27 protein-coding genes are annotated in these 26167 nt (G+C 51.2%); 7 read left to right on the top strand and 20 right to left on the bottom strand.

Annotation, left to right across the window (positions count from 1 at the left end; genetic code table 11):
- Positions 1 to 3: 3 nt before the first annotated feature.
- The 8 genes from trpB to leuC form a co-directional block, all read right to left on the bottom strand.
- Positions 4 to 1242: a tryptophan synthase subunit beta gene (gene trpB / locus B6A39_RS07865; protein ID WP_038483713.1), complete on the bottom strand. Its 1239-nt coding sequence runs from the start codon at positions 1240 to 1242 to the stop codon at positions 4 to 6.
- Between the two features lie 85 nt (positions 1243 to 1327).
- Complete coding sequence (locus tag B6A39_RS07860) at positions 1328 to 1963, bottom strand: phosphoribosylanthranilate isomerase (protein WP_083003534.1); 636 nt, start codon at positions 1961 to 1963, stop codon at positions 1328 to 1330.
- Positions 1963 to 2919, bottom strand: coding sequence for a tRNA pseudouridine(38-40) synthase TruA (gene truA / locus B6A39_RS07855; RefSeq protein WP_083003531.1), 957 nt, complete (start codon positions 2917 to 2919; stop codon positions 1963 to 1965). Before truA ends, B6A39_RS07860 begins: the two co-directional genes overlap by 1 nt.
- Before the next feature lie 24 nt (positions 2920 to 2943).
- The gene (locus B6A39_RS07850; protein ID WP_083003528.1) at positions 2944 to 4761 is read right to left on the bottom strand and encodes a type IV pilus assembly protein FimV; all 1818 of its coding nucleotides are present in this window, start codon (positions 4759 to 4761) and stop codon (positions 2944 to 2946) included.
- Between the two features lie 324 nt (positions 4762 to 5085).
- Positions 5086 to 6198: an aspartate-semialdehyde dehydrogenase gene (asd, locus tag B6A39_RS07845; protein ID WP_083003525.1), complete on the bottom strand. Its 1113-nt coding sequence runs from the start codon at positions 6196 to 6198 to the stop codon at positions 5086 to 5088.
- 128 nt (positions 6199 to 6326) lie between these two features.
- On the bottom strand, positions 6327 to 7406 hold the full coding sequence (gene leuB / locus B6A39_RS07840; RefSeq protein ID WP_083003523.1) for a 3-isopropylmalate dehydrogenase: 1080 nt from the start codon (positions 7404 to 7406) through the stop codon (positions 6327 to 6329).
- Between the two features lie 42 nt (positions 7407 to 7448).
- Positions 7449 to 8096, bottom strand: a complete 648-nt coding sequence (leuD, locus tag B6A39_RS07835; RefSeq protein ID WP_038483703.1) for a 3-isopropylmalate dehydratase small subunit — start codon at positions 8094 to 8096, stop codon at positions 7449 to 7451.
- Positions 8097 to 8099: 3 nt separating this feature from the next.
- A complete protein-coding gene (gene leuC, locus B6A39_RS07830; protein WP_083003520.1) occupies positions 8100 to 9551 on the bottom strand; it encodes a 3-isopropylmalate dehydratase large subunit in 1452 nt (483 codons plus the stop codon).
- Between the two features lie 197 nt (positions 9552 to 9748).
- Here leuC and B6A39_RS07825 point away from each other — a divergent pair, with 197 nt between their 5' ends.
- On the top strand, positions 9749 to 10636 hold the full coding sequence (locus tag B6A39_RS07825) for a LysR family transcriptional regulator (RefSeq protein ID WP_083003517.1): 888 nt from the start codon (positions 9749 to 9751) through the stop codon (positions 10634 to 10636).
- A gap of 23 nt (positions 10637 to 10659) precedes the next feature.
- Here B6A39_RS07825 and B6A39_RS07820 read toward each other — a convergent pair whose 3' ends face one another.
- From B6A39_RS07820 to B6A39_RS07770, 11 genes are all read right to left on the bottom strand, one after another.
- Positions 10660 to 11112, bottom strand: coding sequence for a GNAT family N-acetyltransferase (locus tag B6A39_RS07820; protein WP_083003514.1), 453 nt, complete (start codon positions 11110 to 11112; stop codon positions 10660 to 10662).
- A gap of 36 nt (positions 11113 to 11148) precedes the next feature.
- Entirely contained in the window at positions 11149 to 11796 is a 648-nt protein-coding gene (locus B6A39_RS07815; RefSeq protein ID WP_083003511.1) for a glutathione S-transferase family protein, read from the bottom strand.
- A 217-nt stretch (positions 11797 to 12013) separates the two neighbouring features.
- Entirely contained in the window at positions 12014 to 12901 is an 888-nt protein-coding gene (gene bla, locus B6A39_RS07810) for a class A beta-lactamase (RefSeq protein ID WP_083003508.1), read from the bottom strand.
- Between the two features lie 65 nt (positions 12902 to 12966).
- Positions 12967 to 13506, bottom strand: coding sequence for a GrpB family protein (locus B6A39_RS07805; protein ID WP_009723480.1), 540 nt, complete (start codon positions 13504 to 13506; stop codon positions 12967 to 12969).
- 151 nt (positions 13507 to 13657) lie between these two features.
- Positions 13658 to 14047 carry an ASCH domain-containing protein gene (locus B6A39_RS07800; protein ID WP_083003504.1) on the bottom strand — a complete coding sequence of 130 codons (390 nt, stop codon included), beginning with the start codon at positions 14045 to 14047 and terminating at the stop codon, positions 13658 to 13660.
- Positions 14048 to 14134: 87 nt separating this feature from the next.
- Positions 14135 to 14674, bottom strand: a complete 540-nt coding sequence (locus tag B6A39_RS07795; RefSeq protein ID WP_083003501.1) for an MAPEG family protein — start codon at positions 14672 to 14674, stop codon at positions 14135 to 14137.
- Positions 14675 to 14780: 106 nt separating this feature from the next.
- Positions 14781 to 15281 carry an AAA family ATPase gene (locus tag B6A39_RS07790; protein WP_083003497.1) on the bottom strand — a complete coding sequence of 167 codons (501 nt, stop codon included), beginning with the start codon at positions 15279 to 15281 and terminating at the stop codon, positions 14781 to 14783.
- A 170-nt stretch (positions 15282 to 15451) separates the two neighbouring features.
- The gene (locus B6A39_RS07785; protein ID WP_083003494.1) at positions 15452 to 15793 is read right to left on the bottom strand and encodes a 5-carboxymethyl-2-hydroxymuconate Delta-isomerase; all 342 of its coding nucleotides are present in this window, start codon (positions 15791 to 15793) and stop codon (positions 15452 to 15454) included.
- A gap of 184 nt (positions 15794 to 15977) precedes the next feature.
- Positions 15978 to 16601 carry a peptidase E gene (locus tag B6A39_RS07780; protein ID WP_083003492.1) on the bottom strand — a complete coding sequence of 208 codons (624 nt, stop codon included), beginning with the start codon at positions 16599 to 16601 and terminating at the stop codon, positions 15978 to 15980.
- Between the two features lie 141 nt (positions 16602 to 16742).
- The gene (locus tag B6A39_RS07775) at positions 16743 to 17363 is read right to left on the bottom strand and encodes a LysE family translocator (RefSeq protein WP_232318761.1); all 621 of its coding nucleotides are present in this window, start codon (positions 17361 to 17363) and stop codon (positions 16743 to 16745) included.
- Between the two features lie 90 nt (positions 17364 to 17453).
- A complete protein-coding gene (locus tag B6A39_RS07770) occupies positions 17454 to 17942 on the bottom strand; it encodes a GFA family protein (RefSeq protein WP_332308473.1) in 489 nt (162 codons plus the stop codon).
- Between the two features lie 532 nt (positions 17943 to 18474).
- Here B6A39_RS07770 and B6A39_RS07760 point away from each other — a divergent pair.
- Complete coding sequence (locus B6A39_RS07760; protein ID WP_083003486.1) at positions 18475 to 19788, top strand: hypothetical protein; 1314 nt, start codon at positions 18475 to 18477, stop codon at positions 19786 to 19788.
- Between the two features lie 19 nt (positions 19789 to 19807).
- On the opposite strand, the gene B6A39_RS07755 is transcribed toward B6A39_RS07760, so the two are convergent.
- Positions 19808 to 20326 carry a zinc ribbon-containing protein gene (locus tag B6A39_RS07755; protein WP_083003484.1) on the bottom strand — a complete coding sequence of 173 codons (519 nt, stop codon included), beginning with the start codon at positions 20324 to 20326 and terminating at the stop codon, positions 19808 to 19810.
- Between the two features lie 163 nt (positions 20327 to 20489).
- Here B6A39_RS07755 and leuS point away from each other — a divergent pair, with 163 nt between their 5' ends.
- From leuS to B6A39_RS07730, 5 genes are all read left to right on the top strand, one after another.
- Positions 20490 to 23075, top strand: a complete 2586-nt coding sequence (gene leuS / locus B6A39_RS07750; protein WP_083003481.1) for a leucine--tRNA ligase — start codon at positions 20490 to 20492, stop codon at positions 23073 to 23075.
- Complete coding sequence (locus B6A39_RS07745) at positions 23072 to 23584, top strand: LPS-assembly lipoprotein LptE (RefSeq protein WP_083003476.1); 513 nt, start codon at positions 23072 to 23074, stop codon at positions 23582 to 23584. The genes leuS and B6A39_RS07745 overlap by 4 nt, the downstream gene beginning before the upstream one ends.
- Positions 23581 to 24648, top strand: a complete 1068-nt coding sequence (gene holA / locus B6A39_RS07740; protein ID WP_083003473.1) for a DNA polymerase III subunit delta — start codon at positions 23581 to 23583, stop codon at positions 24646 to 24648. The genes B6A39_RS07745 and holA overlap by 4 nt, the downstream gene beginning before the upstream one ends.
- Positions 24649 to 24748: 100 nt before the next feature.
- Positions 24749 to 25177 carry a PA2779 family protein gene (locus tag B6A39_RS07735; protein WP_083003469.1) on the top strand — a complete coding sequence of 143 codons (429 nt, stop codon included), beginning with the start codon at positions 24749 to 24751 and terminating at the stop codon, positions 25175 to 25177.
- Positions 25178 to 25186: 9 nt separating this feature from the next.
- Entirely contained in the window at positions 25187 to 26128 is a 942-nt protein-coding gene (locus B6A39_RS07730; RefSeq protein WP_442906307.1) for a PA2778 family cysteine peptidase, read from the top strand.
- The last annotated feature ends 39 nt before the right edge of the window (positions 26129 to 26167 follow it).

Below are 26167 nucleotides of genomic sequence, written 5' to 3'. Positions count from 1 at the left end.
CCCTTAAAACTCAATGCCATCGATGTTCGCAACGGTCATGATATCTTTATCACCACGACCAGAAAGGTTGACCACGATATGCTGGTCAGGGCGCATGGTCGGTGCCAGCACCTTCGCATGAGCAAGCGCATGAGCAGACTCCAATGCCGGCATAATACCTTCCATGTGTGTTAACTCACGAAACGCTTCCAGCACTTCTTTATCGTTTGCGGCGACGTAGTTCACTCGGCCAACATCTTTCCATAACGCGTGTTCAGGCCCAACACCCGGGTAATCGAGGCCAGCAGAAATCGAGTGTGTGTCTGACACTTGTCCGGCTTCGTCAGACATCAAGTAAGTTCGGTTACCGTGCAAAACACCACGTGGCGCATTCGTCGAAAGCGGCGCGGCATGTCGGCCTGTCTCGATACCATCGCCACCGGCTTCAACACCATACATCGCCACCGCATCATCTTCGACGAAAGGATAGAATAAGCCTAACGCGTTGGAGCCACCGCCCACACAGGCAATCAGCGCATCTGGCAGACGTCCAATTTGCGCTAATGACTGTTGGCGCGCTTCACGCCCTACTACCGAGTTGAAATCACGCACTAGCTGCGGATAAGGATGCGGTCCAGCCACGGTACCAATAATATAGAACGTGTTATCAACGTTGGTCACCCAGTCCCGCAATGCTTCATTCATTGCGTCTTTAAGCGTACGAGTGCCTGACTCGACCGGAATTACACGGGCACCCAACAGGCGCATACGATAAACGTTCAACTTTTGGCGCTGAACGTCTGCAGCTCCCATATAAACGTCACATTCCAAACCTAGGCGAGCTGCCACAGTCGCCGTGGCAACACCGTGCTGGCCTGCTCCGGTCTCAGCAATAACCCTGGGCTTACCCGTTTTTTTGGCTAACAGGGCTTGTCCAATGGTGTTATTAACCTTGTGAGCACCCGTGTGGTTCAAGTCTTCACGCTTCAACCAGATTTGCGCGCCACCTAGTGATTGTGACCAACGCTCTGCATGGTAAAGCGGCGAAGGACGCCCCACATAATGGGCAAGATCACGGTCAAACTCAGCCTGGAAATCGGGATCATCACGCAGACTCAGGTAGGTCTGCTCTAACTCTTCCAGGGCAAAGCTCAGGGTTTCCGACACAAACCGGCCGCCGTAGGGCCCAAAATGACCACGGGCATCCGGCATTCGGGTCAGGTCGCTGAACTTGGTTTCAGTCGCTGAGACAGTCACAGGCATACCTCACAAGATCGCCAGAACAGGCAAACAATAAATGAACTAACAATGAGGCGTAGTCACCCGTTGGGCACGCTACGCAATGAGCTTAATGGGCGCTGGCTAACGCCACATTTTGAACAAAAGATGCCATTAACTCGGCATCTTTTATGCCATGAGATTTTTCTATACCACCAGAAACATCAATAGCATAAGGCATTACTTGATTAACCGCAGAACCCACGTTATCAGCCGTTAACCCACCAGCCAGGATAACAGGTTTTTCTAAGGTTGCGGGGATTCTAGACCAATCAAACGTCTCTCCCGTTCCCCCAGGGATACCAGGCTGATAGGCATCTAATAGCAGCGCTTGCGCGAGCGAGTAGTCAGACGCCGCTTGATGCAGGTCGATATCATCACGCATGCGCAGTGCTTTAATCCAAGGCCGTCCGAACTGCTGGCAGAACGAGGCAGGCTCATCACCGTGAAACTGGATTAAATCCAAGTAAGGTAAACACCGCTCAATGAAGTCAGCGGGCTGATTAACAAACAATCCCACCCGCGTCACAAAGGCAGGCACTTCCGCTGCCAACTCTTCCAGCACAGCAGGCGTTATGCTGCGAGCGCTCTTAGGCCACATTACGAAACCAAGTGCATCCACACCAAGCGATGCTGCTATCGCGACATCTTCATGGCGAGTTAAGCCACAGAATTTAATTCGTGTACGACCAGAACGCACGTTCATTATGGGGTCTCCTGCCGCTCTGAAGGCGCTGACTCTTGGTTTAACGGCGTCTGACTCTTAAACGTCAACTTGCGCCTTGCAGCAATGCGCGGATTATCAGGCAACTGACGCTCCCCGGTCCACTCACCGGTAAATGCGAGCAGGTTAGGGCCTAGCGGCTCTTTTGGCAGATCAAATCGCTCATCATAAAGTGAGTCTACGAAATGAAGGCCACACGCTGGTGCAGTGACATCGCCTTTTCGGCGATTTTTCAGTGCCAGCAGGCGCTCAATATGCCCTTCATCCTGGGCACCGCGCCCTACGCTGACCAGTGCCCCTGCTATATTACGAATCATATGATGCAAAAAGGCATTGCCCTGGATATCAATGACCACTATCGGCCCATAGCGTTTCACTTCTACAAAGTGCATTTGCCGCCAAGGCGTTTTGGATTGACAGCCCGCTGCTCGAAAGCTGCTAAAGTCATGCTCACCTACCAAAGCTTGTGCCGCCCGATGCATAGCATCAGCATCTAGCGGATCTCGGCACCAAGTTACGTTATGGCGTTCGAGCACCGGACGGCTAATTTGATTCAATAATATATATCGATAGCGACGCCCAAGTGCGCCCAGGCGAGAATGAAAGTCGTCGGACACTGGCTTTACCCAGCGCACAGCGACGTCTCTGGGAAGATTAGTGTTGCTGCCAAAAATCCAGGCTTTTTCAGAACGCTGAACAGGCGGGTCAAAATGGATGACCTGCCGCGTGGCATGCACGCCAGAATCGGTACGACCACTGGCATGAATGCGCACTGGCGCACTGGCCACCTTCTCCAGCGCATCTTCCACCGCTTGCTGAACAGAAGCTGCGTGCTTCAAACGCTGAAAGCCGCAAAAGCGCGTACCATCATATTCAATACCCATCGCTAGGCGCCCTACCAGGGGCTTTGTTTCGTCAAAATGGTAAAACAGCGTCATGAAGCCACGTCACATAGAAAACAGTTAAGGTGCACTATTATCCCGACGTCGCGGCTCGAATGCCACCTCTTCGATTTCCCATTCATCCTCAGCCGCCTTTCGCTGCTGCTCTGCAGCTGTTTTAGCCACCTCACTCTCTTGTTCAGAAGAAACATAGTCCCACGTAAAGTCTACCGTGGGCTGCAAGGGGGTCTCTGCTGGTGGCTCTTGAGGCTCGATAGAGGGCGGCTCATAATCAATCGTACCGGCTTGCCGTCCCTCGTCGCTCTTTGAAGGCTCTTCGACTGGCTCAGGTGTATCTAAGAAAGCATTATCAAGCGCCAGTTCATCTTCATCCGTTTGGCTCGCTTCGTCTTGCTTCTCTTTCAGCGGCACAAACAATTCAGATATCGGTTCTTCTTGCGCAAGCAGCTCTGACTCAAGCTGATCTGGCTCAACGTGCCCTTTTTCAACGTGCTCTTTTTCAACGTGCTCTGTTTCATCGTGTAGTGGCTCAACGTGCTGTGGATCCGTGCGTCCAGAAACGTTTTGCTGTGAAGTTTCAAGGGGTGCTCTAGGCGCTGCACTGTCAGCAACGACATCAGGTGGATGCGCTCCTGCTGGCCCAGACGGAGAGACTAAGGGGACATCCTCCCACTGCCGCTCACGACGTTTGCGAGACCATACTAGCGCTGCTAACAAAAGCGCTAGCACAATACTAGCAAGCGGCCATTGATATGCAGTCACGCGCTCAATAATCGTTTCTGACGCACTCTGTGAATGGCTCATGTTAGGCGCTTCATTAGGTGCATCACTGCTTGCCATCACATCAGACATTTCATTCACTTGTTCAAGCTCACGCTGAGAAGCACTCAATGCTTGCGTGAGCGACGCCATCTCTTGGCGTAGCATGACTAGCTCATCGCGCATTTGATCGCGCTCATCCAGTACGGCTTGCAGCCTAGCTTGGCTTTCTAGTAGCTCTGCGGCTAGGACTTGTTCTTCGTCAGCGGTCTCGGTATCAGCCATTTCCTGCGATTGATTAGCGCCCTGATTGTCACTCACCATGGCGGGCTCGTTAGCCTGATCGGTGCTTGAATCCCCTTGCCTTTCAGGTGCTTCTTGGGGCTCTGCTACCCGACGACTTGCAGGCTGCCGCATCGCCTGAATCGCTTGAGCGGCATTACGGGGCGTTAGTGAGGTTATCTGCTGACGACTGGGGACAGTAAGCGACTGCCCCGCGCGGAGCTCATCCGCATTCCCCGAGGGGAACGCGCTGGGATTGGCCTCTAAAAGCGCCATCATCATTTGCTGAATGGTTACGTCGGCGGGCTTCACCCTTGCGGCAACGCCCCACAAAGTATCGCCACTTGCGACGTAGGCAATATCTCGTGCGGCTTGTGCAGTAGCGGCAGTGGCGCGGTTGGTTGCTTCGCGAGCGCTAACATCATCACCGGAACTATCCATCGCGTACTCAGGCGGGTCAAACAATAGCGTTAAAGCGCGCGTCTGACGCCCTTCCGGCGAGGAAATGGTTAACAGTAGATCTAACCACGGCTCATGAATTGCCTGAGAAGAGCGCAGTAGCAGACGATGCCCGTTAGGCTGCTCTTGTAGTTGAACACTGATATTTGCCGTGAGCGGTGACCACTCCAAGCCAAGCGCCTTAAACGCTGATTCGCTTGCCACGTCAACACGTAGGTCACTTAACGCGAAATGCCCGCTGTCGTGAAGTGGCACTGTTGCTTCAAGCGGCGCATCTAACGGCGAATTTACCGTTGCTTGGCCCAACCCGAGAGCCAGCGCTAGCGGGCTAACGGCACTGAGCGATAGCCACAACAACCTTGCCAACTTTTTTTTCATTCACGCCCCTACTGTTTTTTGTTGTTCGTGGCTTTCTCATACGAACGAATCAGGCATTAACGTTATAGAGTGATACGTTTTTACCACAATCTAACCATTACCACCTATTTCAGCATTAGACTCACCCAGCACCGGACTGTCTCAGTACCGGTCCATCTCAGCACGACCTATTAAAAATTGGCCTATAACCATCGGCTCGTCACAGCGGAAGCGAGTTTTACAGGGTATCAACGACAAATTGGGTGGCAATGCGCACAAACAAAAACGGGAAGCTGCGAACAGCTTCCCGTTTATTTCAACACCCTTACTTATTGCATGGCGTGCTTACTGCTCGCGTAAGATTTTCAGCATACGCTTAAGCGGCTCGGCAGCACCCCATAGCAACTGGTCTCCAACACTGAATGCAGACAGGTATTCGCCGCCCATATTCAGTTTGCGCAGACGACCGACCGGTACTTGCAGCGTGCCAGTCGCAGCAGCGGGTGTGAGGCCAGCAACAGTGGCGTCTTTGTCGTTCGGGATCAGTTGAACCCACTCATTATGCTTAGAGATGCGATCTTCGATCTCGTCAAGCGGTACATCCTGCTTCAGCTTAATAGTGAACGCTTGGCTGTGAGAACGCATTGCACCGATGCGCACGCAAAGGCCATCGATGGGGATCGGGTTATTTTGTAAACCTAAGATCTTATTGGTCTCAACGCTGCCCTTCCACTCTTCGCGGCTTTGGCCGTTATCAAGCTTGGTATCGATCCATGGCAACAGGCTGCCCGCTAACGGTGCACCGAAATTATCCGTGGGGAAGTCGCCACTGCGCATCGCAGCAGTCACTTTACGGTCGATATCTAGAATCGCGCTAGAGGTATCTTTAAGTTCTTCGCCTACGCTGTCGCGCAGTTGACCCATCTGGTTCAACAGCTCGCGCATGTGTTTGGCACCTGAACCGGAAGCAGCCTGGTAAGTCATGGAGGTCATCCACTCAACCATGTCTGCTTCAAACAAGCCACCCAGCCCCATCAGCATCAGGCTAACGGTACAGTTGCCACCGACAAAGGTTTTGGCACCTTTCGCTAGCTGATCATCGATCACCTTACGGTTGACCGGATCCAGAATAATGGTTGCTTCGTCTTCCATGCGCAGAGTGCTGGCAGCGTCAATCCAGTAGCCTTTCCAGCCCGCCTCGCGTAAATCTTTATAAACCGGTTTGGTATAGTCGCCACCTTGACAGGTAACCACCACGTCCAGTGCTTTTAACGCATCAATATCAAACGCATCTTTCAGTGGAGGCACGTCCACGCCGATATCGGGGCCAGGCTGACCAACTTGGGAGGTGGTGAAAAATACCGGTTCAATACCGTTAAAATCACCATCTTCCTGCATGCGCTGCATCAGCACTGAGCCAACCATGCCACGCCATCCCACGAAACCGACTTTCAACATGTGAAGTCCTCCAACTAAGAATGAGAGCGATATTATACACAAATATTAGACACAACGTCGGCCACCCTTAGAGTGGCCGACTGTTAATACCTTTCAGCGTCAATTAGTTAGCACGCTTTATACATAATTTAATTTTTTGCGAAGGCCGCCAATACTGCATCACCCATTTCATCGGTAGAGACACGGCGCGTCCCTTCAGAGGCAATGTCAGCAGTACGCAAGCCATCATCCAACACACTGCCAACAGCGGCTTCAATGCGCGCAGCCATGGCGGTTTCATTCAATGAATAGCGTAACATCATCGCAACAGACAGCATCATCGCCAACGGGTTAGCAATATTCTGCCCAGCGATATCCGGCGCGCTACCGTGGCAAGGCTCGTACATGCCCTGCCCACTCTCGTTTAGCGACGCAGACGGCAACATACCAATAGAGCCGGTAAGCATGGCAGCGGCATCAGAAAGAATATCGCCAAACATGTTGCCCGTCACTACCACATCAAACTGTTTCGGCGCGCGCACCAGCTGCATGGCGGCGTTATCCACGTACATATGGGAAAGCTCAACATCCGGGTACTCCGGTGCCAAACGCTCCATCACTTCACGCCACAAGATAGTGACTTCAAGCACGTTGGCTTTATCTACCGAGCAGAGTTTTTTGCCGCGTTTCTGAGCCATTTCAAAGGCGACGCGACCAATACGCTCAATTTCGCTTTCAGAGTAAATGTAGGTGTTAAAACCTACCCGCTCACCATTACGCTCTTCAATGCCGCGTGGCTGGCCGAAATAAATGCCGCCGGTAAGCTCGCGGACAATCATAATATCCAGCCCAGCCACTAACTCCGGCTTCAAGCTAGAGGCGCTAGCCAACTGAGGGTAAAGCATGGCCGGACGCAGGTTGCCGAACAAACCTAAGTTTTTACGCAGACCTAATAAGCCTTTTTCAGGACGCTTGGAAAGGTCTTCTAGCTTGTCCCACTTAGGACCACCGACAGCGCCAAGCAAAATAGCACTGGCTGCCTTGGCTTTTTCAAGTGTTTCAACAGGCAGGGGATCACCGTGCACATCGTAAGCAGAGCCACCGACAAGGCCTTCTTCGACGTCGATATCCAAACCAGCTTCCTGGCAGGCCTTCAGCAAGCGAGCCGCCTGGGCCGCAATTTCAGGGCCAATACCGTCACCCGGCAGTAGTAATACCTTATGAGTCATGCAATTTCCTTAGCATTTCAAACGTTAAAGGTGAATGAACACTTACGCAGGCTGACGGAACAACCAAGGACGCTGCTGGCGGTGTTTTTCTTCAAACGCGCGAATTGCGTCTTCGTCCTGCAGTGTAATACCAATATCGTCCAAGCCGTTCAGCAGGCAGTGCTTACGGAACGCATCCACCTCAAATTCGAGAATTTCGCCACTGGGCGTAATGACCCGCTGATTTTCTAGATCTACGTCTAATTGATAGCCTTCACTGCCTGCCACTTCCGTAAACAGGCGGTCAACAACATCTTCTTCCAAGGTAATCAGCAGGATGCCGTTTTTGAAAGCATTGTTGTAGAAAATATCGGCAAAGCTTGGCGCAATCACCGCCTTGAAACCAAAATCTTCCAACGCCCACGGGGCGTGCTCGCGTGAACTACCACAGCCAAAGTTGCGGCGCGCCAGCAATACTTCAGCACCTTGGTACCGCGGTTGGTTCAAGACAAAATCTGGGTTCAGCGGACGCTGAGAACAGTCTTGCCCTGGCTGGCCTTCATCCAGGTAGCGCAGTTCATCAAACAGGTTAACGCCAAAGCCGGTGCGCTTGATCGACTTCAAAAACTGCTTCGGAATAATCAGATCGGTATCGACGTTAGCACGATCAAGCGGCGCTACTATTCCTTCTAAACGTTCAAACTTTTTCATGGCTTAGGCCTCCTGCGCGTGGCTAGTGTCGTTAGCGGGTAAGGTACGTACATCAACAAAGTGACCAGCAATCGCTGCCGCCGCGGCCATCGCAGGGCTCACCAGATGTGTGCGACCGCCGTAACCCTGTCGACCTTCAAAATTACGGTTAGACGTTGATGCACAGTGCTCACCAGCACCCAACTTGTCGGCATTCATTGCCAAACACATTGAGCAACCCGGCTCGCGCCACTCAAAGCCTGCTTCAATAAAGATTTTATCCAAGCCTTCTGCTTCTGCCTGGCGTTTTACCAAGCCAGAGCCCGGCACAACCATGGCAAGCTTAATAGAGTCAGCAACTTTATTGCCTTTAGCGACTTTGGCCGCTTCGCGTAAATCTTCAATACGCGAGTTAGTACAGGAGCCAATAAATACTTTATCGAGCTTGATATCGGTAATTTTCTGGTTCGCCTGCAAGCCCATATAGTCGAGGGCGCGCGCGTGGCTGCGCTGCACGGTGTCATCCAACGCGGCTTGGGGATCTGGCACTTGGCCAGAAATACCGGTGACCATTTCAGGACTGGTGCCCCAACTAACCTGAGGCTCGATCTCTTCAGCTTGCAGAGTAACTATTTTATCGAACTGCGCATCGGCATCGGAAACCAGATTGCGCCAATCCGCCACAGCCCCTTCCCACTGCTCGGCGGTGGGCGCAAACGGACGCTTGGCAAGGTAGTTAATCGTTGTATCATCTACTGCAATCAGGCCCACACGAGCACCAGCCTCAATGGCCATGTTGCAGACAGTCATGCGCCCTTCCATAGAGAGCGACTCAATCACACTGCCTGCAAACTCAATGGCATAGCCCGTGCCACCAGCGGTGCCGATCTTACCGATAATCGCCAACACCACGTCTTTAGCGGTCACGCCCAGGCCAAGCTCGCCTTCCACGCGCACCTGCATGTTCTTCATTTTTTGCGCCAGCAAGCACTGGGTCGCCATAACGTGTTCAACTTCCGAGGTGCCAATACCATGGGCCAAAGCACCAAACGCACCGTGGGTAGCGGTGTGGGAGTCGCCACACACCACAGTCATACCCGGCAACGTAGCGCCCTGCTCTGGGCCTACCACGTGCACGATACCCTGGCGCGGGTCGTTGATTTTGAACTCTTCAATGCCGTACTCAAGGCAGTTATCGTCCAAGGTTTGTACTTGGATTAACGACACCGGGTCTTTAATACCGCTATTGCCTTCAGCGCGCTCTTTTACCGTCGTAGGAACGTTGTGGTCAGGCGTTGCCAAGTTAGCATCTAAACGCCAGGGCTTACGATTAGCCAAGCGCAGTCCTTCAAACGCCTGGGGCGAGGTGACTTCGTGAAGCAACTGACGATCGATGTAGATCAACGCCGTGCCGTCGTCACGCTGTTTCACTAAATGTTGATTCCAGAGTTTGTCGTAAAGCGTTTGACCTGACATGTTGCTCTCCTGGGCATTGCCCTGCTAGTTCGGTATGGCAGCCTCTACGTGCTGCTTATGTGGCTATATAGGCAGTGTCACGCGAGTCGCGCATAAAAGCAATTCATGTTATTCATAGATTAGATTCCAAACTGGAATACTTATTCAGTAGCACCTATTAAATACCTAGTGATAAATACCTGTTCAGGGAGTCGCAAGTGGATACTCAAAGCCTGCAAGCATTTCTGGCCGTTGCCGAAACCCAGAGCTTTTCCCGCGCGGCGGAACAACTGTATTTAACGCAGCCTGCAGTAAGCAAACGCATCGCTACTCTGGAAGACCAACTTGGCACCCGGCTATTTGACCGCATCGGGCGGCGCATCGCGCTGACCGAAGCGGGCAATGTGTTGCTTCCCAAAGCACAGCACATACTGTTTACCGTGGAAGATAGCCGCCGCGCACTCGCCAATCTTTCCGGCCAAGTAGGCGGTAAGCTTACGCTCGCTACCAGTCACCACATCGGCCTGCACCGTCTACCGCCGCTATTAAAGCAGTACACTCACCGCCACCCGGAAGTGGCGTTAGACCTGCACTTTCTAGACTCAGAGTTAGCCTATCAAGGAGTACTCGACGGCACGCTGGAGATGGCGATAGTCACTCTCGCCCCCCATCCCGTCGAACAACTGCACGTGGTTGAGCTATGGCGCGACCGGCTGTGCTTTGTCTGCGCCACCGACCACCCACTGGCACAGCGTACCCGCCACACCAGCAGCCCGCTCAGCTTAGCTGAATTATGTGAATTCAATTGCGTGCTGCCAGGTGCAAAAACCTTTACTCGCACCTTGATTGGCCAACGTTTTGCCGAAGTGGGCCTACAACTTCCCGTCAGCATGGCGACAAACTATTTAGAAACGCTGAAAATGATGTGTAGCGTGGGCCTGGGCTGGAGCCTGCTACCTGAAAACATGATCGATAGCGAACTCATCGAACTCAATATAGACACCGCCCCCATCCAGCGCCCGTTGGGCTATCTCGTCCACACCAGTCGTACACTTTCCAATGCCGCTAAAAAAATGATTGAAGAACTGGAAAGCACCCGCGTATAGGCATGTGGGCACCCATGAAATTATTATGTTACGCGCAACGCCAAAACTTCATCACCATTTTCTAGCACGTCACCCGTAGGCAGCCATCCCAACCGACGATAAAACCCATGAGCGCGAACCCGCGCGTTACTATCGGCTGCCAGCCAAACCGGATTTGCACCGTTGCGCTGGAGTTGCTCGACCACGTTACTAAGCAGCTGCTTCCCAACCCCCTGCCCCTCAAAATCAGGTAACACCGAGAGAACCAACACTTCCCCCGTCGCCATATCGCCTGTACAAAACCCAACAACGCTATCTTGGTTTACACATACCCAGCTATAAAGCTCCCCAGACTCAAGTCCTTCAACGACTGCAGCATGGGTGATCCCCATTTGCGCTAACTGCTGCTTGGAAATGGGGTTATCACGGGTTTTACTGCGTACCTCAAAAAGCGCGCTCACATCATTGCTTTGCGTTTTTTGAAAGTGCAGCGCCATTCGTAAACACTCCTTTACACAATCATTAAAAACCATCTAGGCAGCCAAGCGTCGATGGTATTCATCGATGCAACGTAGCCAGGCAGGACGATCATGACAACGCCCTAAATACGTAGCCACATTGGGAAATGTGTCTATGAGGTTTGTGTGCAGAATCTGACTTAGTGCAGACGTCATCAGAATATCGGGATAGGTGAACTGGTCCCCAAGCAAATACTTAGTGTCACTTAGCGCATGCTCTAACACATTTAGATTCTCATGAGCCGACTGCACCAATGCAGGACGTCGTTGCTTTGCCCAATTAGCATCTACTTCAAACAGATCAATCACGGCAATCTGTGTGATAGGCGGTTCAACCGTATCCAGTGCAGCAAACGCCCATTGCAAAGCTTTTGCTCGCTCTCTTTCACCTGAGGGCATTAGCCTCCCTGACTGCTCAGCCAGATAGGTCACTATGGCACCTGATTCAAAGAGGATGAGGCCATCATGGTCAATGGCAGGCACTTTACCGAATGGGTTGATCTTTAAATATTCAGGGTTATATAGCTCCCCAGCGACGTCATCTAGTCCTTGAACCCGATAACGTAATTGGCACTCCTCAAGCGCCCAAAGCACACGCAGGTCTCTCGTAATGCCAATGACTTTGTGGGTAACTTTTCCGAATCCATACACAGTAATCATCATCGATCTCCTTAAAGAGCAAGTGCTTCTAAGCAGTAGCAGCGGCCGAAATGACCGAGCACTAGCTAGTCGTTTGAGACTGCTCGAAATCGACTAGCACCGATGATATTTTCACTTTACCCCCTGCGCCCAGCCCTACCTTCCGCTTCTTGGAGAACAGCGCCACCTCTTACATCATAAGCAATGCAATCACTCATCGTCGGTCGTGATTACATTGCCATTACCTACTCGTCTCAATAGACTCTATGATCACACTTCCCAATTCAGCTATTGCGCTATTTCGTTCTTCAAATGATGCGTCAGTTTCGGTGATATAAAATGCCACGATGGTAGGCTCGCGCTCAGGCGGCCATATAACGGCGGTAATCGATCTTGAACCAAAACCACCGGCTCCCGTCCGATCTCCAATCACCCACTCATCAGGCATATGTGACCTAAACAAGCCATCAGCCACTTCATTATTAACCAACCATTCACGCAGTTGGTTTTTCGACTGAGGTGATAGTGCGTTTCCCACTACTAGCTTCTCAAGGTTACTCACCATTGCATTGGGTGTTGAAGTATCACGCTCATCATGTGGGGTAGCCTCGTTTAACTCTGTCTCCCAACGATCCAAGCGCGTGACACTATCACCCAGCTCTCTAACAAACTCCGTCACGGCTTGCGGTCCACCAATCGCCTGTAAAATTAGGTTAGCCGCCGTATTATCGCTAGTTGTCATCGTCGCTTCGCAGAGCTCAAAAAGCGATATCTCCCGATTATCCGCATACGCTTCAGTAACGGGTGAATAAGTGACAATGTCAGAAGCAGATACCTTCACTCGTCTTTCGAGTTGCTCATTTCCTTCATCCACACGCTGCAGCAGCGATGCACATGCTAAGGTTTTAAAGGTGCTGGACATGGCGAACAGCTGGTCTGCGTTGTATTCCCAACGCTGCCCAGTTTCCAAGTTATAGGCTGCAAAACCAACACGCGCGTCCAACTGTCTCTCTATACGATCAACCTCTGTAAGCAAATTATCATCCTGAGCCATCAACACAGAAGGAACCGCTATTAAGAAAATCGACATAACCCAGCGCGAAACTCGTTGTTTGCAATCCACTTTCATCATCCTTTTAAAATCATAAAATTTATAACGAGGGGTAAATCGATCACCTCGCCTGTCTATATGGCCTATGGAGCGCTCTCCAAGGCCTCTAGGATAAAACCCGCTTTGGCAGCCGTATATGCTTCCCTGTCTGACTTAAATTCTGCCGCCCACAACCGCTTATTCTTCTCATACCGTTGGGCTAGTTGGGTATTGGCAAGCAGTATGTTCCGAAATGCCAAGCGCTGATCCCATTCGTGACTACCGTAGACCATGAGGTGTAGGTGATGTGTTCTGCGCCCCTCAGTCCACCGCATAAGCCAACGCCGCTCAACTAACGAAGCGTTGAACGCCATCGATGTTGCATAGCCTGCACGGCACAACGGCTCCATTAATTTGTCAGCACGTGATATCGAATCCACGCCAGCCAATATATCGATAACCGGCTTGGCAGAAAGCCCCGGTACGGCAGTACTCCCAACGTGTTCGATGGCCAAAAAATCACCTGAAAACAAATCAAAGAGACGCTCTCGCTCCTCCTCGAACATTCGTTGCCAGCTGGCATCATATGGGAAGATTACCACCTCCTCATTAATCGCTCTTTCTAGGGATTCCGCTTCATCCATCGTCACTATCCCTTGCACCATCAATCTGATCAAAAATCACTATTGCCATATACTCCCGTCTGGTCACTGTGGCGCCGAACCAGCCCTACCAAGGCTCCTGCATTGGCACTTAGTGCCTTAAATACGGAAGAGCAAGTGTTTTTTGTTCAGGCTATCCAAAGCCGAGCTGTGAAATTTGCAGCAGCTCAACTTCATAGAGCTTTCTCTTGGCTGGCACAGCCACATTGTTAAAAGTCGGGGTGTTGTTGGTAATAGGGCGAACGTTTGACAAGCACCAAGCCAAATAACCTGGCTCCCAGCCATTTGAGCAAGCCGCTTTGACTTCAGAAGGCTGCCATTCATGTATCTCTTCAACATCCACAATTGCAACAGCCCTGCCATCAGGGTCAACGGGGTTATCAGCAGATAAGAAGTGAGAATTTTCTACAATCAAAAGATCACGGATAGGTAAAGATTCCGGGCGCCACGAGCGAACCTCCAGCGTCTTTTTCCCTGAAGCTATATTGGAGCCATGTGGGCTTACTATTGAAAGTGCAAGCATAGACCACCCTTCTTTAGAAAAAATTAAAAACTCGAATTGAAATCAACAATAAAAATAAAAAACGCTGCAGTTTAAAACTCAATCTTATTAAACACTTTCGAATGCAGCTAATAAAACCGCAACACAGCTATACCCCACTCCTATCACGGCAGGCAGTGTAGACATCGCAAACCCTGGGGCTCTCCATAATACATTACGCCTGTAACCTACCCAAAACATGACGCGACCAGCAACAAAAACTCCAGAATAGATGGGCAGCAAGCTCAAGAATTGATAAGGCATTAAAGCAGATAGCGCCAATATATTAATAGCGAATATCATAAGCTGCTCATGAGTATTAGAGAGGACTCTTAGATCAACCTTCATCCCTTCTGTATTTGCTTCACACTTAGTTGGATCCGCTGACAGGTTTCCGAAACGCTGGGAGCCAACTCTAACAATCATCAAAAAAAATAGTGTCACGGGAAAAACAAGGCACATTATTCCGAGCTTTAGCCGCTCAACTAAGCTAACCTCTTCAGCAACTTGAGGCAAAAAACTATAGAAAGAAATAAACACCACTATAGTCCCCAAAAACCCTAGCAGCATACCCATTTTAACTGTTCTATCATCGCTTCTTTGAGTCATATTCTAATTCCCTTTAGTCCATAATGAAGCTCTAGATACATGTTTTCAAAGTGCGGCTAACGCTGATAAAACGGTACCAAAAGCATCCAGATCGGCAATATGGAGATTATGTGAACGCTCGTGCTACAACCTCGACATTGAATCCCTCTGATTCTTCGGGAGGCTCAAAGTAGCCCGTCACCACTCTGAAAACCTCCTCGGTGTCGAACGTCGCGCGCTCAGGCTGCTCCTTTTGCCGCTGTTTCAGCTGTTTTAGACAAATCTCGTCATCTGCCACCACATAGTACAGTTCGTGAGGTATCTCTCGTTGCGAGTAGATATCCTTGAACCAAGCCCTTTGCTTCCTGGTGTTGCCGGGGAAGTCTAGAACCACAGTGGTACCGGCCATGAGTATTTGCTCAACATGTGCTCTGAGCAATGGCTTAAGGCGTGACGAGTAACTGATGTAGTCGTTGAAATCATTGATGTCGCCAGGGAAAAGAGCAGATAGCCAGTCGTCCTCTGAAAGGAGCACCGCGCCGCGCTCACGAGCAATACTGGCAGACAACGTGCTTTTCCCAGCGCCCATCTTTCCACAGAAGAATATCAACGTTCCGTAAGAGCTCATTGATTGCTCCTTATGAACAATGCACGCGCGGCTTTAAATACTACTCCGCAGCCTCTTTCAGATTCGCTAATGGAGCCCACCCTGATTCTTTGCTGGTAGATTTTTCGCACCATAGCCAGCCATTCAACACCCAAATCGTGAGCATTGCAGTGGCCACATGCTTCACCTTGCTATGACCCACTAACCCACTTTGAATAGCTGGCACGCTCAATATCCACGACCTCGACGGTTAACGAGCAACGTGGAATCTCAAGTGTTTGCAATTGCGCTAATACCGATCTTGAAAGCATTTGCTTTTGGGCAGGAGTTCTACCTGACAGAATTTTTAACACTACATGAACAAAATCTGACGTTGCCTGCCCCGTCAGATAGCACTGATAAGCGATCGACCTTACTTTTATGTCACTGCCATCAGCCTTAAATAGCGCTGACGTCATGGCACCTAAAAATACCAATGGCAAGATCAACTCGCCGTCCAATGAAGCTGAATGCTCAACGATGCAATGTGGCACGAACTACTCCAAAATATACTGAGATATCAATTATAAGGAACTGCCATCACCATTACTGCACTTGTCAGAGCAAAGACTTTGAAAGGCGGAGTGAAAAGTTTTTATAGCTTCACGGATAGGCGATTTACGATCTCCTTGTACTTCTAAAATGACGTAATCATAGTCCGCGAACTGCTGTGTCTGGTTAAGTTTCAGCCGTCCAGACTTCAAACTCATCACCATTGACGATAATGGCTTGCGTATTGCTAATTGGGCAAAGGTCTATTTTTTCATCATATCTAGTGATTATGCCTTCAACGACTTTCTTGAAAGGAGCGTTGGTATAGTGTGGTACTGGATAAAAGCTAACCATGCCTAATGATGCAAAAGAGCCTACATTAGGTGCCATCGTGAAATCGTCCATGCCTTTCACATAATCAATGTTAGGCGACATAACAATGGAGCCGGCAGACTCTCCAATATACACTTTACCTGAACTTATTTGCTCCTTTATGATTTCATCTGCACCAGTTCTTTTCAATTCTTGAAGTAAAAAGAAAGTATTTCCACCAGTGACATAGATATAGTCATTTTTTTGAAGCTTGCTGTTTATCTCTTCACTTGGAACAGTTGAAATCTCAAGCTCATCAACAATTAGCCCACACTTCTCGAGTGCTTCTCTGCCTGCGGCCACATAAAAATTGACCTCTTCGACTAGGCTTGCAGTAGGAATGAACGTAACCGTTTGTCCTACACACTTTGCGCTGAAAAATGTCACAAATAGGTCTGCAACATCTACGAAAGATGCAGCTAAAAACATTTTTTTCATTCGACTTCCTTACTGTCTAAATGCTGTCATTATAGAGGCTTAACAGGCTGTAGAAAATCCACTTTCGACCTCTATCTACCACCTTCCATGTTGGTAGATTTTGAGGAATGGTCATTGATTAACGATCATCCTAAGAGAGGCTCAATAAGCCTTTGCTATTAGATACAATCCAGTTCCAACCATTAAACCACCAGCCGCCACTTTAACTGCTCGTTCTGCTCTATGGTTAATGCCAAATGACGCAACGACCCCTGCGAAATATGCATAGCCTAATTTGATACCACCAACGGTGACTATAGTTATCATCGTAATTACTGCGACATCCTGTGTCTGGATAGTGGCCAAATCAACAAAAATAGGGAATAAGCTCGCGTAGAAAAATATAGCTTTTACATCACCGAGGGTGAGGAGTAGACCAGAGAAAAAGCTTGCTGATAATTTAGATGCTGACCGGCTGGAATACTCCACCTGCAATGTAGCTTTCGATCTTATAAGACTTATACCAAACCAGATCAAATACGCGCCTGCCAAATATCTCAGTATCAAGAAAAAGCTACCCACAACGTCTGCCAGCGCAGTCATCCCTAAAACAGCTAGCAATACAAAGATAAGATCACCGACCACAATTCCCGCCGCAACGGCACAGCCGTTCGAGAATCCGGCAGAAGAAGCGCGAGCAACGACCAAAGCGACACTAGTGCTGGGGACCAACGCTAAAGCTGACATCACTGTAAACAGAGCTAATATTTCAACTAAACTCATGTCAACTCCAGGTCTAACGCTTGGCTTTGCGACTTGCCAGAGCGCAACATAGGTGCATCCGCCAATAGACGCTGGTTATATGATGATAGCTCAATCTGGCAGCCCCTCGAACTTTGGCACCTCCTCTAACTCCCCGTCCCAAGCAGCTTTACTGGATGAAAAGATGTGTGCAGTTGGCAACATAGTGATTTCAGTGTCCAACCCCCCTGCAGGAACAACGAGCAAACCTTCGATCTGCGTATTGGGTAATGCTGAACCACACAACTTACAAAAACTCTTGTTATGACGAGAGCCTGGAAGCACAAAGGAAGTGACAGCATCTACACCTGAGTGCCAGACCAATTTTGCTGAACTTGAGAATAGATTTGCCGCATGAGCCGAGCCTGTATCTTTTTGACAATGCTGACAATGACACAGGTAAAAGCTGTCAAACTCGCCTTTTACCTCAAATCTCACGGTGCCACACAGGCAAGAACCAAAATAATCAGTCATAAGAACTCCTTTCACGGCCTCACATAACGCCGTATTAATGTGTGACCAGCGCTTGCCATACTTGAGCGAAGCGAAGCCGACAAGCATTTGAAATCACTCCTAAACGCCTTGTTATGCGATTTTACGTGCTTTAATTGAGTACAATAGTAGAACCTGTAATCTGTTTCGGCCTCTTCCGGTGTGTCGATAAGGCATTGATCATCCCATGGGTCATTCACATGAACCCATTTATTCCGGTATTTTCGAAGTATGTTCAGGTCAGAGCGAAGATCGTCTGCAATGGGGTGACGTCGGCCTGAGACAATGGCAACGTTCCTAAATGCGCCATCATTTTTGAGCCAATACCTTTGCCAAACGAATTACTCAACACAGCTAAATCGTGGAGGAACAAAATTGATCCTTTTCGCGGGTGCCTCATTCGCTCGTTCCTCGCGAAATTAGTTACCGCGCGCTACAAGTTGCTTTCATTGGTAATAACGGCACAGCCTGTGGGCAGCATCAGGCACCGCGCTACGAAAATGTGACTTTTCTTTTCGGCAAACGCCCTCTTCGTTTCTCTTCCGCTAGCCAATTGTTGAAAACCCGATTAGCCTGCTAACTCAACCAGTAAGGGATTGAGATGCAAGAGACAACGATGCGGCAGCGGGTGGCGGGTGTTTTAATTCTGCTTGGGCTGGTCGCTCAAATTACTGGCTTTATCGGCGTGGTGCCAACTGCGCAGGCGGTGAGCTATTTGCTGTGGGCGGCGGTAGCGCTGCTGTGGCGGGATATTCCAAAGCGTTCGCGCATTCAGGCGGGGGTGTTGATTGCCCTTGGGGTGTTAATGCTGGTAGTGGCGCGGGTGGTTTATGGTGCCAATGTGAATTGGCCTGCCATGCTTCAGGGCAATGTATTTGTGGCCACGATGCTGGTGGGTGTTAGCTTTATTTCCTTGATTGGCACCCAGGGTAATAAGCGCCCACCAGGTAAGCGGGTGACCGGTGCAGATGGCGTGCTGCGTACGTGGCTGGGGGTGCACTTTCTCGGCACGATTTTGAATCTTTCGACGGTCTTTATGGTCGGCGACCGCTTAGCCAGACGCTCACCGCTAACCACACCCCAGCTGTTAGCGCTGAACCGTGGGCTTTCAAGTGCGGCGTTGTGGTCGCCCTTCTTTGCTTCTATGGCGGTGGTGATTGCGCTGGTGCCAGAGGTGCAGTACGGCCAGATTGCGATGATTGGGTTTCCGTTGGCGATGCTGTCGGGGCTGTTAACCACACTAGAGCTTAGGCGACGGTTTGATTTAGCCGAGGTGGATGGCTTTTCGCTTTCACCCCGCAGCCTGTTAATGCCTGCGGGCATGGCAGCGCTGGTGATGCTGTTTCACTTTTGGCTGACGCCGTCGCTCACCATTGTCAGCATCATTACCTTTTTACTACCAGCGGTGGCGATACTAAGCAACCTGCGGGAAGGTTCGCGCTATACCCTGCGACGCATTCGCCAACATACCACTACACGGCTACCCGCAATGCGCGGGGAAATTTCGCTATTTCTGGCGGCGGGCTTATTAACCCTGGGGCTCTCTACCCTGGTCGCGGCCGCAGCAGGTGACGACTGGACGCTATTTGCCACCTTTGGCATGTGGCAGGCCATGGTGAGCTTTGCGGCGATTACACTGAGTGCACTGGTGGGGTTACACCCGATTATTGGCGTTTCCGTACTGGCATCTATTTTGAATTTAGCGAATGGTGAGCAAACGCTGTTTGCTTTTGTCGCGCTGAGCGCCTGGGCGGTAGGTACCAGCGTTGGGCCGCTTTCCGGCATTAACCTTTCTCTGCAGGGGCGTTACGGGGTTAGCGGCTACCGCATGATGAAAAATAATTTACTGTATGCCGCCATGATGAGCCTGCTCTCGCTAGGGGCGATCGCAGGCTTGAGCGTGTGGGTCAATTAATTGTTGAGTGCGTTAGCTCTCAGGTTTCGACGATTTTACTGGGAAAGCGGTAGAAATAGCGGTGGCCACACTGGTGACATGGCTCTAGGCGCGAGACGCTTTCTAGCATCACCTGGGCATCGCAGTGTACGCACGCCATCAGGCCTGGCGCAGCAACTTCACCTTCGCAGTAGTCGGCGCGGGCAGCTTCCAGGTCATCTTCGAAGCGTTCGCGCTCCACTACACTGCGGTCGGCGATTGAGAGCAGCGATTCCGCCACACGCCGGGAGAGGCTGTCGATATCGATGCCCAACCAGCTTGCAACCTGCTTACCGGTATCTGCCATGTAGTAGCGCATATCTTTCAGGTCACGCTCTACCCAGGCACGTAGCAGGGCTAGCTCATCTTTGGTGTACTCTTCTAGCTCCGCTTCAAAGGCAACGGCGTCGTCCAAATCCTTTTGTAGATTATCCCAGGTAAGATCATTGGCCCCGCCCTGCATGCGTTCTAGCAGGCGCTCATAGCCTTCGCGCAAACGGTGATCGTTATGTTGTTCCATGGTACCTCTCCTTTTGTCGACCCAAGGTGCGGCCTATCATCGGCTAACCGTTCAAGGATACACCTGCATAGGATACAATCGACGTTACTTATCTGACAGCCGTCATCCATTATTCACTTTGCGCCCTTTTTGGGCGAATTACCCCAAGGCATTGAAAACACCGATGGACGCACATTACAGCCCCCGTGAGATTGAACGTGACGCTCAGCAGTACTGGGACAAACACCAGTGCTTCAAAGCAGTAGAAGACGCTAACCGCGAAAAGTTCTACTGCCTATCCATGTTCCCCTACCCCAGCGGCAAGCTGCATATGGGCCACGTGCGTAACTACACTATCGGCGACGTTGTGTCTCGTTTCCAGCGCATGCAGGGTAAAAATGTCATGCAGCCCATGGGCTGGGATGCGTTCGGTATGCCTGCGGAAAATGCCGCGATTCAAAACCAAGTGCCGCCCGCCAAGTGGACCTATCAAAACATTGATTATATGCGTAACCAGTTGAAGGCACTTGGCTTTGCCTATGACTGGAGCCGCGAATTCGCCACCTGCGATACCAGCTATTACCGCTGGGAGCAGTGGTTCTTCACCAAGTTGGTCGAAAAAGGCTTGGTCTATAAGAAAATGTCCACGGTGAACTGGGACCCGGTTGACCAAACGGTACTGGCCAACGAGCAGGTAATTGATGGCTGCGGCTGGCGTTCTGGCGCACCGGTTGAGCGTAAAGAGATCCCACTGTGGTTCTTGAAGATTACTGACTATGCCGACGAACTGTTGGCAGACCTGGAAAACGTCGAGTGGCCCGAGCAAGTTAAAACCATGCAACGCAACTGGATTGGTAAATCCCGTGGCGTTGAGATGACTTTTGACATTCAGGCGGAAGATGGCAGCGACTGCGAGCCGCTGGCGGTCTATACCACCCGCCCGGATACGCTGCTGGGTGTCACCTACGTGGCTGTCGCCGCTGGTCATCCGCTGGCGAAGCAGGCTGCCGCAAAAAACACCGAGTTGGCGGTGTTTTGTGACGAGTGCGCCAAAGGTGGCACGTCAGAAGCCGAAATGGCCACCAAAGAAAAGCTGGGCATGCTCACTGGGCACAAGGCGATTCACCCGCTAACCGGTGATGAAGTGCCAGTGTTTGTGGCCAACTTCGTATTAATGGAGTTTGGTACCGGTGCGGTGATGGCGGTACCTGCCCACGACCAACGCGACTGGGAGTTTGCGACCAAGTACGGCGTAGAGCTTAAGCCTGTGGTGGCAGATGCCAACGGCAACCAGCCGGATATTTCCGAAGGTGCTTACGTTGAGCACGGCACGCTGATTAACTCAGGCGAGTTCGATGGCCTGGAATTCCAGGCAGCGTTTGATGCGATTGCCGCGAAGCTTGCGGAGCTTGGCCGTGGCGAGGTGAAAACCAACTACCGCCTGCGTGACTGGGGTATCGCTCGCCAACGTTATTGGGGCGCACCGATTCCAGTGAAATACGGTCCGGAAGGCCAAACCGTTCCGCTCTCCGATGATGAGCTACCGGTAGCGCTGCCTATGGAAGTGACCGTGGATGCCTCAGGCTCGCCGCTGAAAAAGATGCCGGAGTTTTCTGAACTGGGCGATGGCTGGGTGCGCGAAACCGATACCTTCGACACCTTTATGGAGTCTTCCTGGTACTTCGCCCGCTTCTGCTGTGCGGATAACCACGAAGCCATGCTGGATGAGCGCGCCAATTACTGGTTACCCGTTGACCTGTATATCGGCGGTATCGAACACGCGATTTTGCACCTACTGTACGCCCGCTTCTTCCATAAACTGCTGCGCGATTTCGGCATGGTGGATTCTGATGAGCCGTTCCAGCAGTTGCTCACCCAGGGCATGGTGATCGCAGAAACCTTCTACCGCTTTAAAGATAATGGTGGTAAGGAGTGGTTCAACCCCGCTGATGTGGAAGTAAAACGCGATGAAAAAGGTCGCCCGTTAAGCGCCCTTTTGATGAGCGACGGCAAGCCAGTAGAAATGGGCGGCATCGAGAAGATGTCCAAATCGAAAAACAACGGTGTTGACCCTCAGTCGATGATCGACAAGTTTGGTGCTGACACCGTACGCCTGTTTATGATGTTTGCCGCACCGCCCGAACAGTCGCTGGAGTGGTCGGATTCAGGCGTTGAAGGTGCGCACCGCTTCTTGAAGCGGATTTGGCGTCAGGTTACCGAGCACCTTGCTGCTGGTAAACCGGGTGAACTGTCCGTTGATGCCTTGAATGATGACCAAAAAGCGCTGCGTCGTAAAACCCACGAGACTATCAAAAAAGCCAGTGATGACATTGGCCGCCGCACCACTTTCAACACCGCCATTGCCGCGGTGATGGAACTCTCGAATGCAGTGGCCAAGTTCGACGATACGTCCGAACTTGGCTTAGCGGTCAGTCGCGAAGCGCTTGAAGCCTGTGTGCTGCTGCTGGCGCCCATCACACCGCACCTGTGTCATACGCTGTGGCAACAGTTGGGCTATGATCAGCCTGCCATTGAAGCTCAGTGGCCGAAGGTGGATGAAGCCGCGCTAACCCGCGACAGTATCGAACTAGTCGTGCAAGTAAACGGTAAACTTCGCGCGCGCCTAGAAGCTCCGGCCAGCGCAGATAAAGCAGCCATCGAGACGCTTGCGATGGAGAACGAAAACGTCCAGCGCCATCTGGAAGGTAAAACGGTTCGTAAAGTCATCGTTGTACCCGGCAAGCTGGTTAACATTGTGGTGAGTGGATGAAGCCATCCCAACACGTTACACGCCGCCGTTTCCTCGCTACCAGCATCGCCGCCTCAGCGGCGGTGTTGCTAAGCGGCTGCGGGTTTCGCTTGCGCGGTTTAGATTCGATGCCGCGCTTGCCCGCACTTTCAATTGAAGGCGACGACAAAAGTTCCTTGGCCCAACAGCTGCGCATCAGATTACTGCAGCAAAGCACCGAGGTTTCTGATGGTGCGCCCTGGCGGGTCACGCTAGGTTCGCCAGCACTTCGCCAACGCCGTATTGGCAGCGAAGGACGTGCCAGCCAAGAACACGAGCTAACGTTAAGCACGTCTCTCTCTGTACAGCAGCGAGAAAACAATGCTTACGTGCTTAATAATGCAACGGTAACTACCAGTACGCGTATTCGAGTCAGTGATGATGACCTGCTCAATCGCGAAACCCTCTTTCAAGAAGCGGAACAAACGCTAACGCGGCAACTGGCTGAGCGCATTATCGAAAGATTAGCGAACCTTGAGGCCATTCAGTGAAGGTATTTTCGGACCAGCTTCCCGCGGCCTTAGCAAAAAAATTGCCTAAGGTCGTGATTGTTGCCGGTGATGAACCACTGCAACATCGAGATGCCTGTGATGCCGTGCGCTTAGCGGCGCGGCAAGCAGGCGTCGAAGAACGGGAAGTGCTTGATGTAGAGCCTAATTTTGCCTGGGGTCGGCTGCTGGAAACTGCCAGTAACCTTTCCCTATTCGCCTCTAATAAGCTCCTGGAACTGCGGCTAGGAACACACAAGCTGGGCCAAGATGGCAGTAAAGCACTGGCACAGTATGCTGAAATGATGAGTGGTAGTGACGATTTGCTGCTGATCAGCATGGGCAAGTTAGACGCTAAGCAGCAAAAAAGCGCTTGGTTTAAAGCGCTCGACAAACAAGGTTTATTTGTACCCGTATGGCCCGTCGATGCCTCGCGCTTAGGCTATTGGCTGCGGGATCGCGCATCACTGCATGGTTTGCAAATTGACCTAGAAGCGGCTCGTTTATTGGGTGAGCGCACTGAAGGCAATCTGCTGGCCGCCGACCAAGAGCTTCAAAAACTCGCGCTGATTCATCCACCTAACACCCGCCTCAATGTCGAAAGCATTGCTCAAGGCGTGGAAGACAGCACCCGCTTTGATGTGTTTAACCTTGCGGATGCCTGCTTAAAAGGTGAGCCAACCCGCACCTCGCGTATCGTCAATGGGCTGCGCAGTGAAGGGGTTGAAGCGCCCATTGTGCTTTGGGCACTCAGTCGTGAGCTACGTACCCTGTTATCGTTACATCAGCATTTGGATCAGGGGCAAAGCATTGAGCACGCGTGTAAAACCCAGAAGCCGATGATTTTTGATAAACGGCGCCCCGCTTATCAAAAAGCGATCAGCCGCCTATCAATGAAGCGTTTACACAAGCTTCTGTTGATGGCCCAACGTTTAGACCTTGCAGTGAAAGGCGCGTCAGCGGTGCCGTTATGGCCTGGACTTCACGACCTAGCCATGACCATGGCGGGTGGCAAGGGGCTTTTGGCTGAAACCCCGTGGACCTACCGCATTAGTGCAAATAATTAGCACTTTTCGTTTTTGCCTTAAATCCAGTGCGGTTTATTTCTATACTATTGATTCAAGTTACAAATTAACTTGCTCCCAGATACGTCTAAGGATGAAGACAATGAAAAAAGTGCGTGCTTACCTCTCAAGCTTACTTATCGCTGCGTTAGTCATTACTAGCCTACCTGTTGCTGCTGCCCCCACAGCCCCGCAGAGTATGGACGCTGCCTCTACAAACTTAGTCTCTACAAACTTAGTCTCTACGCAATCTGTTTTAGCAGGCGACCGCGCTGGTGCTGACCGAGAGCGTATCAATGAAATTCTCGCCCGTGCAGATGTGCAGGAAGAGTTGCTCAATCAAGGTGTCGATTTAGATGACGTTGAAGCCCGCGTTGCCGCACTGAGCGATGCAGAAGCGCAGCAAATGGCCGAACAACTCGAACAGTTACCCGCCGGTGCCGGCGTGATTGGCGCGCTGTTTGCAGTATTTGTGATCCTACTAGTGACTGATATTCTCGGCCTGACCGATGTTTATCCGTTCACTCGCTAATTGACTACCATGATGAAACACCTTTTAAACGCCCGCTTCGCGGGCGTTTTACTAACTGCCCTACTGCTGCCCACCTTGCTTAGCGGCTGTGCCCGCAGCCCAGTGCTGCTAGAAAGCACTAAAGCTAGCCTGGCACCGCAAACTGAGCTCACCGAGGTACCGTTTTACGCCCAGACGGAGTATCAGTGTGGCCCAGCAACACTGGCCATGGTGCTTAATCACCAGGGGGTTGATGCAGGCCTTGAGCAGTTGATCCCACAGGTATTTTTGCCTGGGAGAGAGGGTAGCGTCCAACCTGAAATGCTAGCCACTGTGCGACGCTATAAGCAGTTGGCGATCCCTGTTCGTGGCACTATGGATGCATTGCTTGGCCACCTGGAAGCAGGTGACCCCGTGGTGGTAATGCAAAATCTCTCCTTGCCAGCCTTCCCGATGTGGCACTACGCAGTGGCCATTGGTTTTGATTTATCCAATGAAACGCTGATCTTGCGTAGCGGTGAAATCGAACGGCATACGATGTCGTTTAGCCGCTTTGATGCCACTTGGGCGCGCAGTGAACGCTGGGGATTTGTGGTTAGCGAACCTGGCAGCCTGCCCGAGGGTGTTACCGCCCGCAATGCACTGGAATCCATTAGCGCTTATGAGGAGCAGCATGGGCCTGTAGCAACGCTTTCCAGCTGGCAAGCCTTTGTAAAACGCTTCCCTGCCAATCCACTGGGTCAATTTGCGCTCGGCAATGCATTATATGCAGATCAACAACCTCAAGCAGCGCTGGAAGCCTTCGAATCAGCCACACAGCTTGACCCTGCCATGGGTGCTGCATGGCTTAATGTAGCCATACTCAGACTTCAGAAGGAAAATAGGGAGGGTGCGCGCGAAGCACTCACTCAGGCTGCCGACTTAGACGGTGACTGGCAGCGACGTGCTCAGCAACTGCTGAATGGATTGTGAGGTGTGAGTATGGGGGCATAGCCCCCATACTTAAAACAT

It is taken from the genome of Halomonas sp. GT, assembly GCF_002082565.1.
Classification (GTDB): domain Bacteria; phylum Pseudomonadota; class Gammaproteobacteria; order Pseudomonadales; family Halomonadaceae; genus Vreelandella.
Note: the sequence above shows the minus strand (reverse complement) of the source record. Positions and strands in the feature narration are given on the sequence as shown.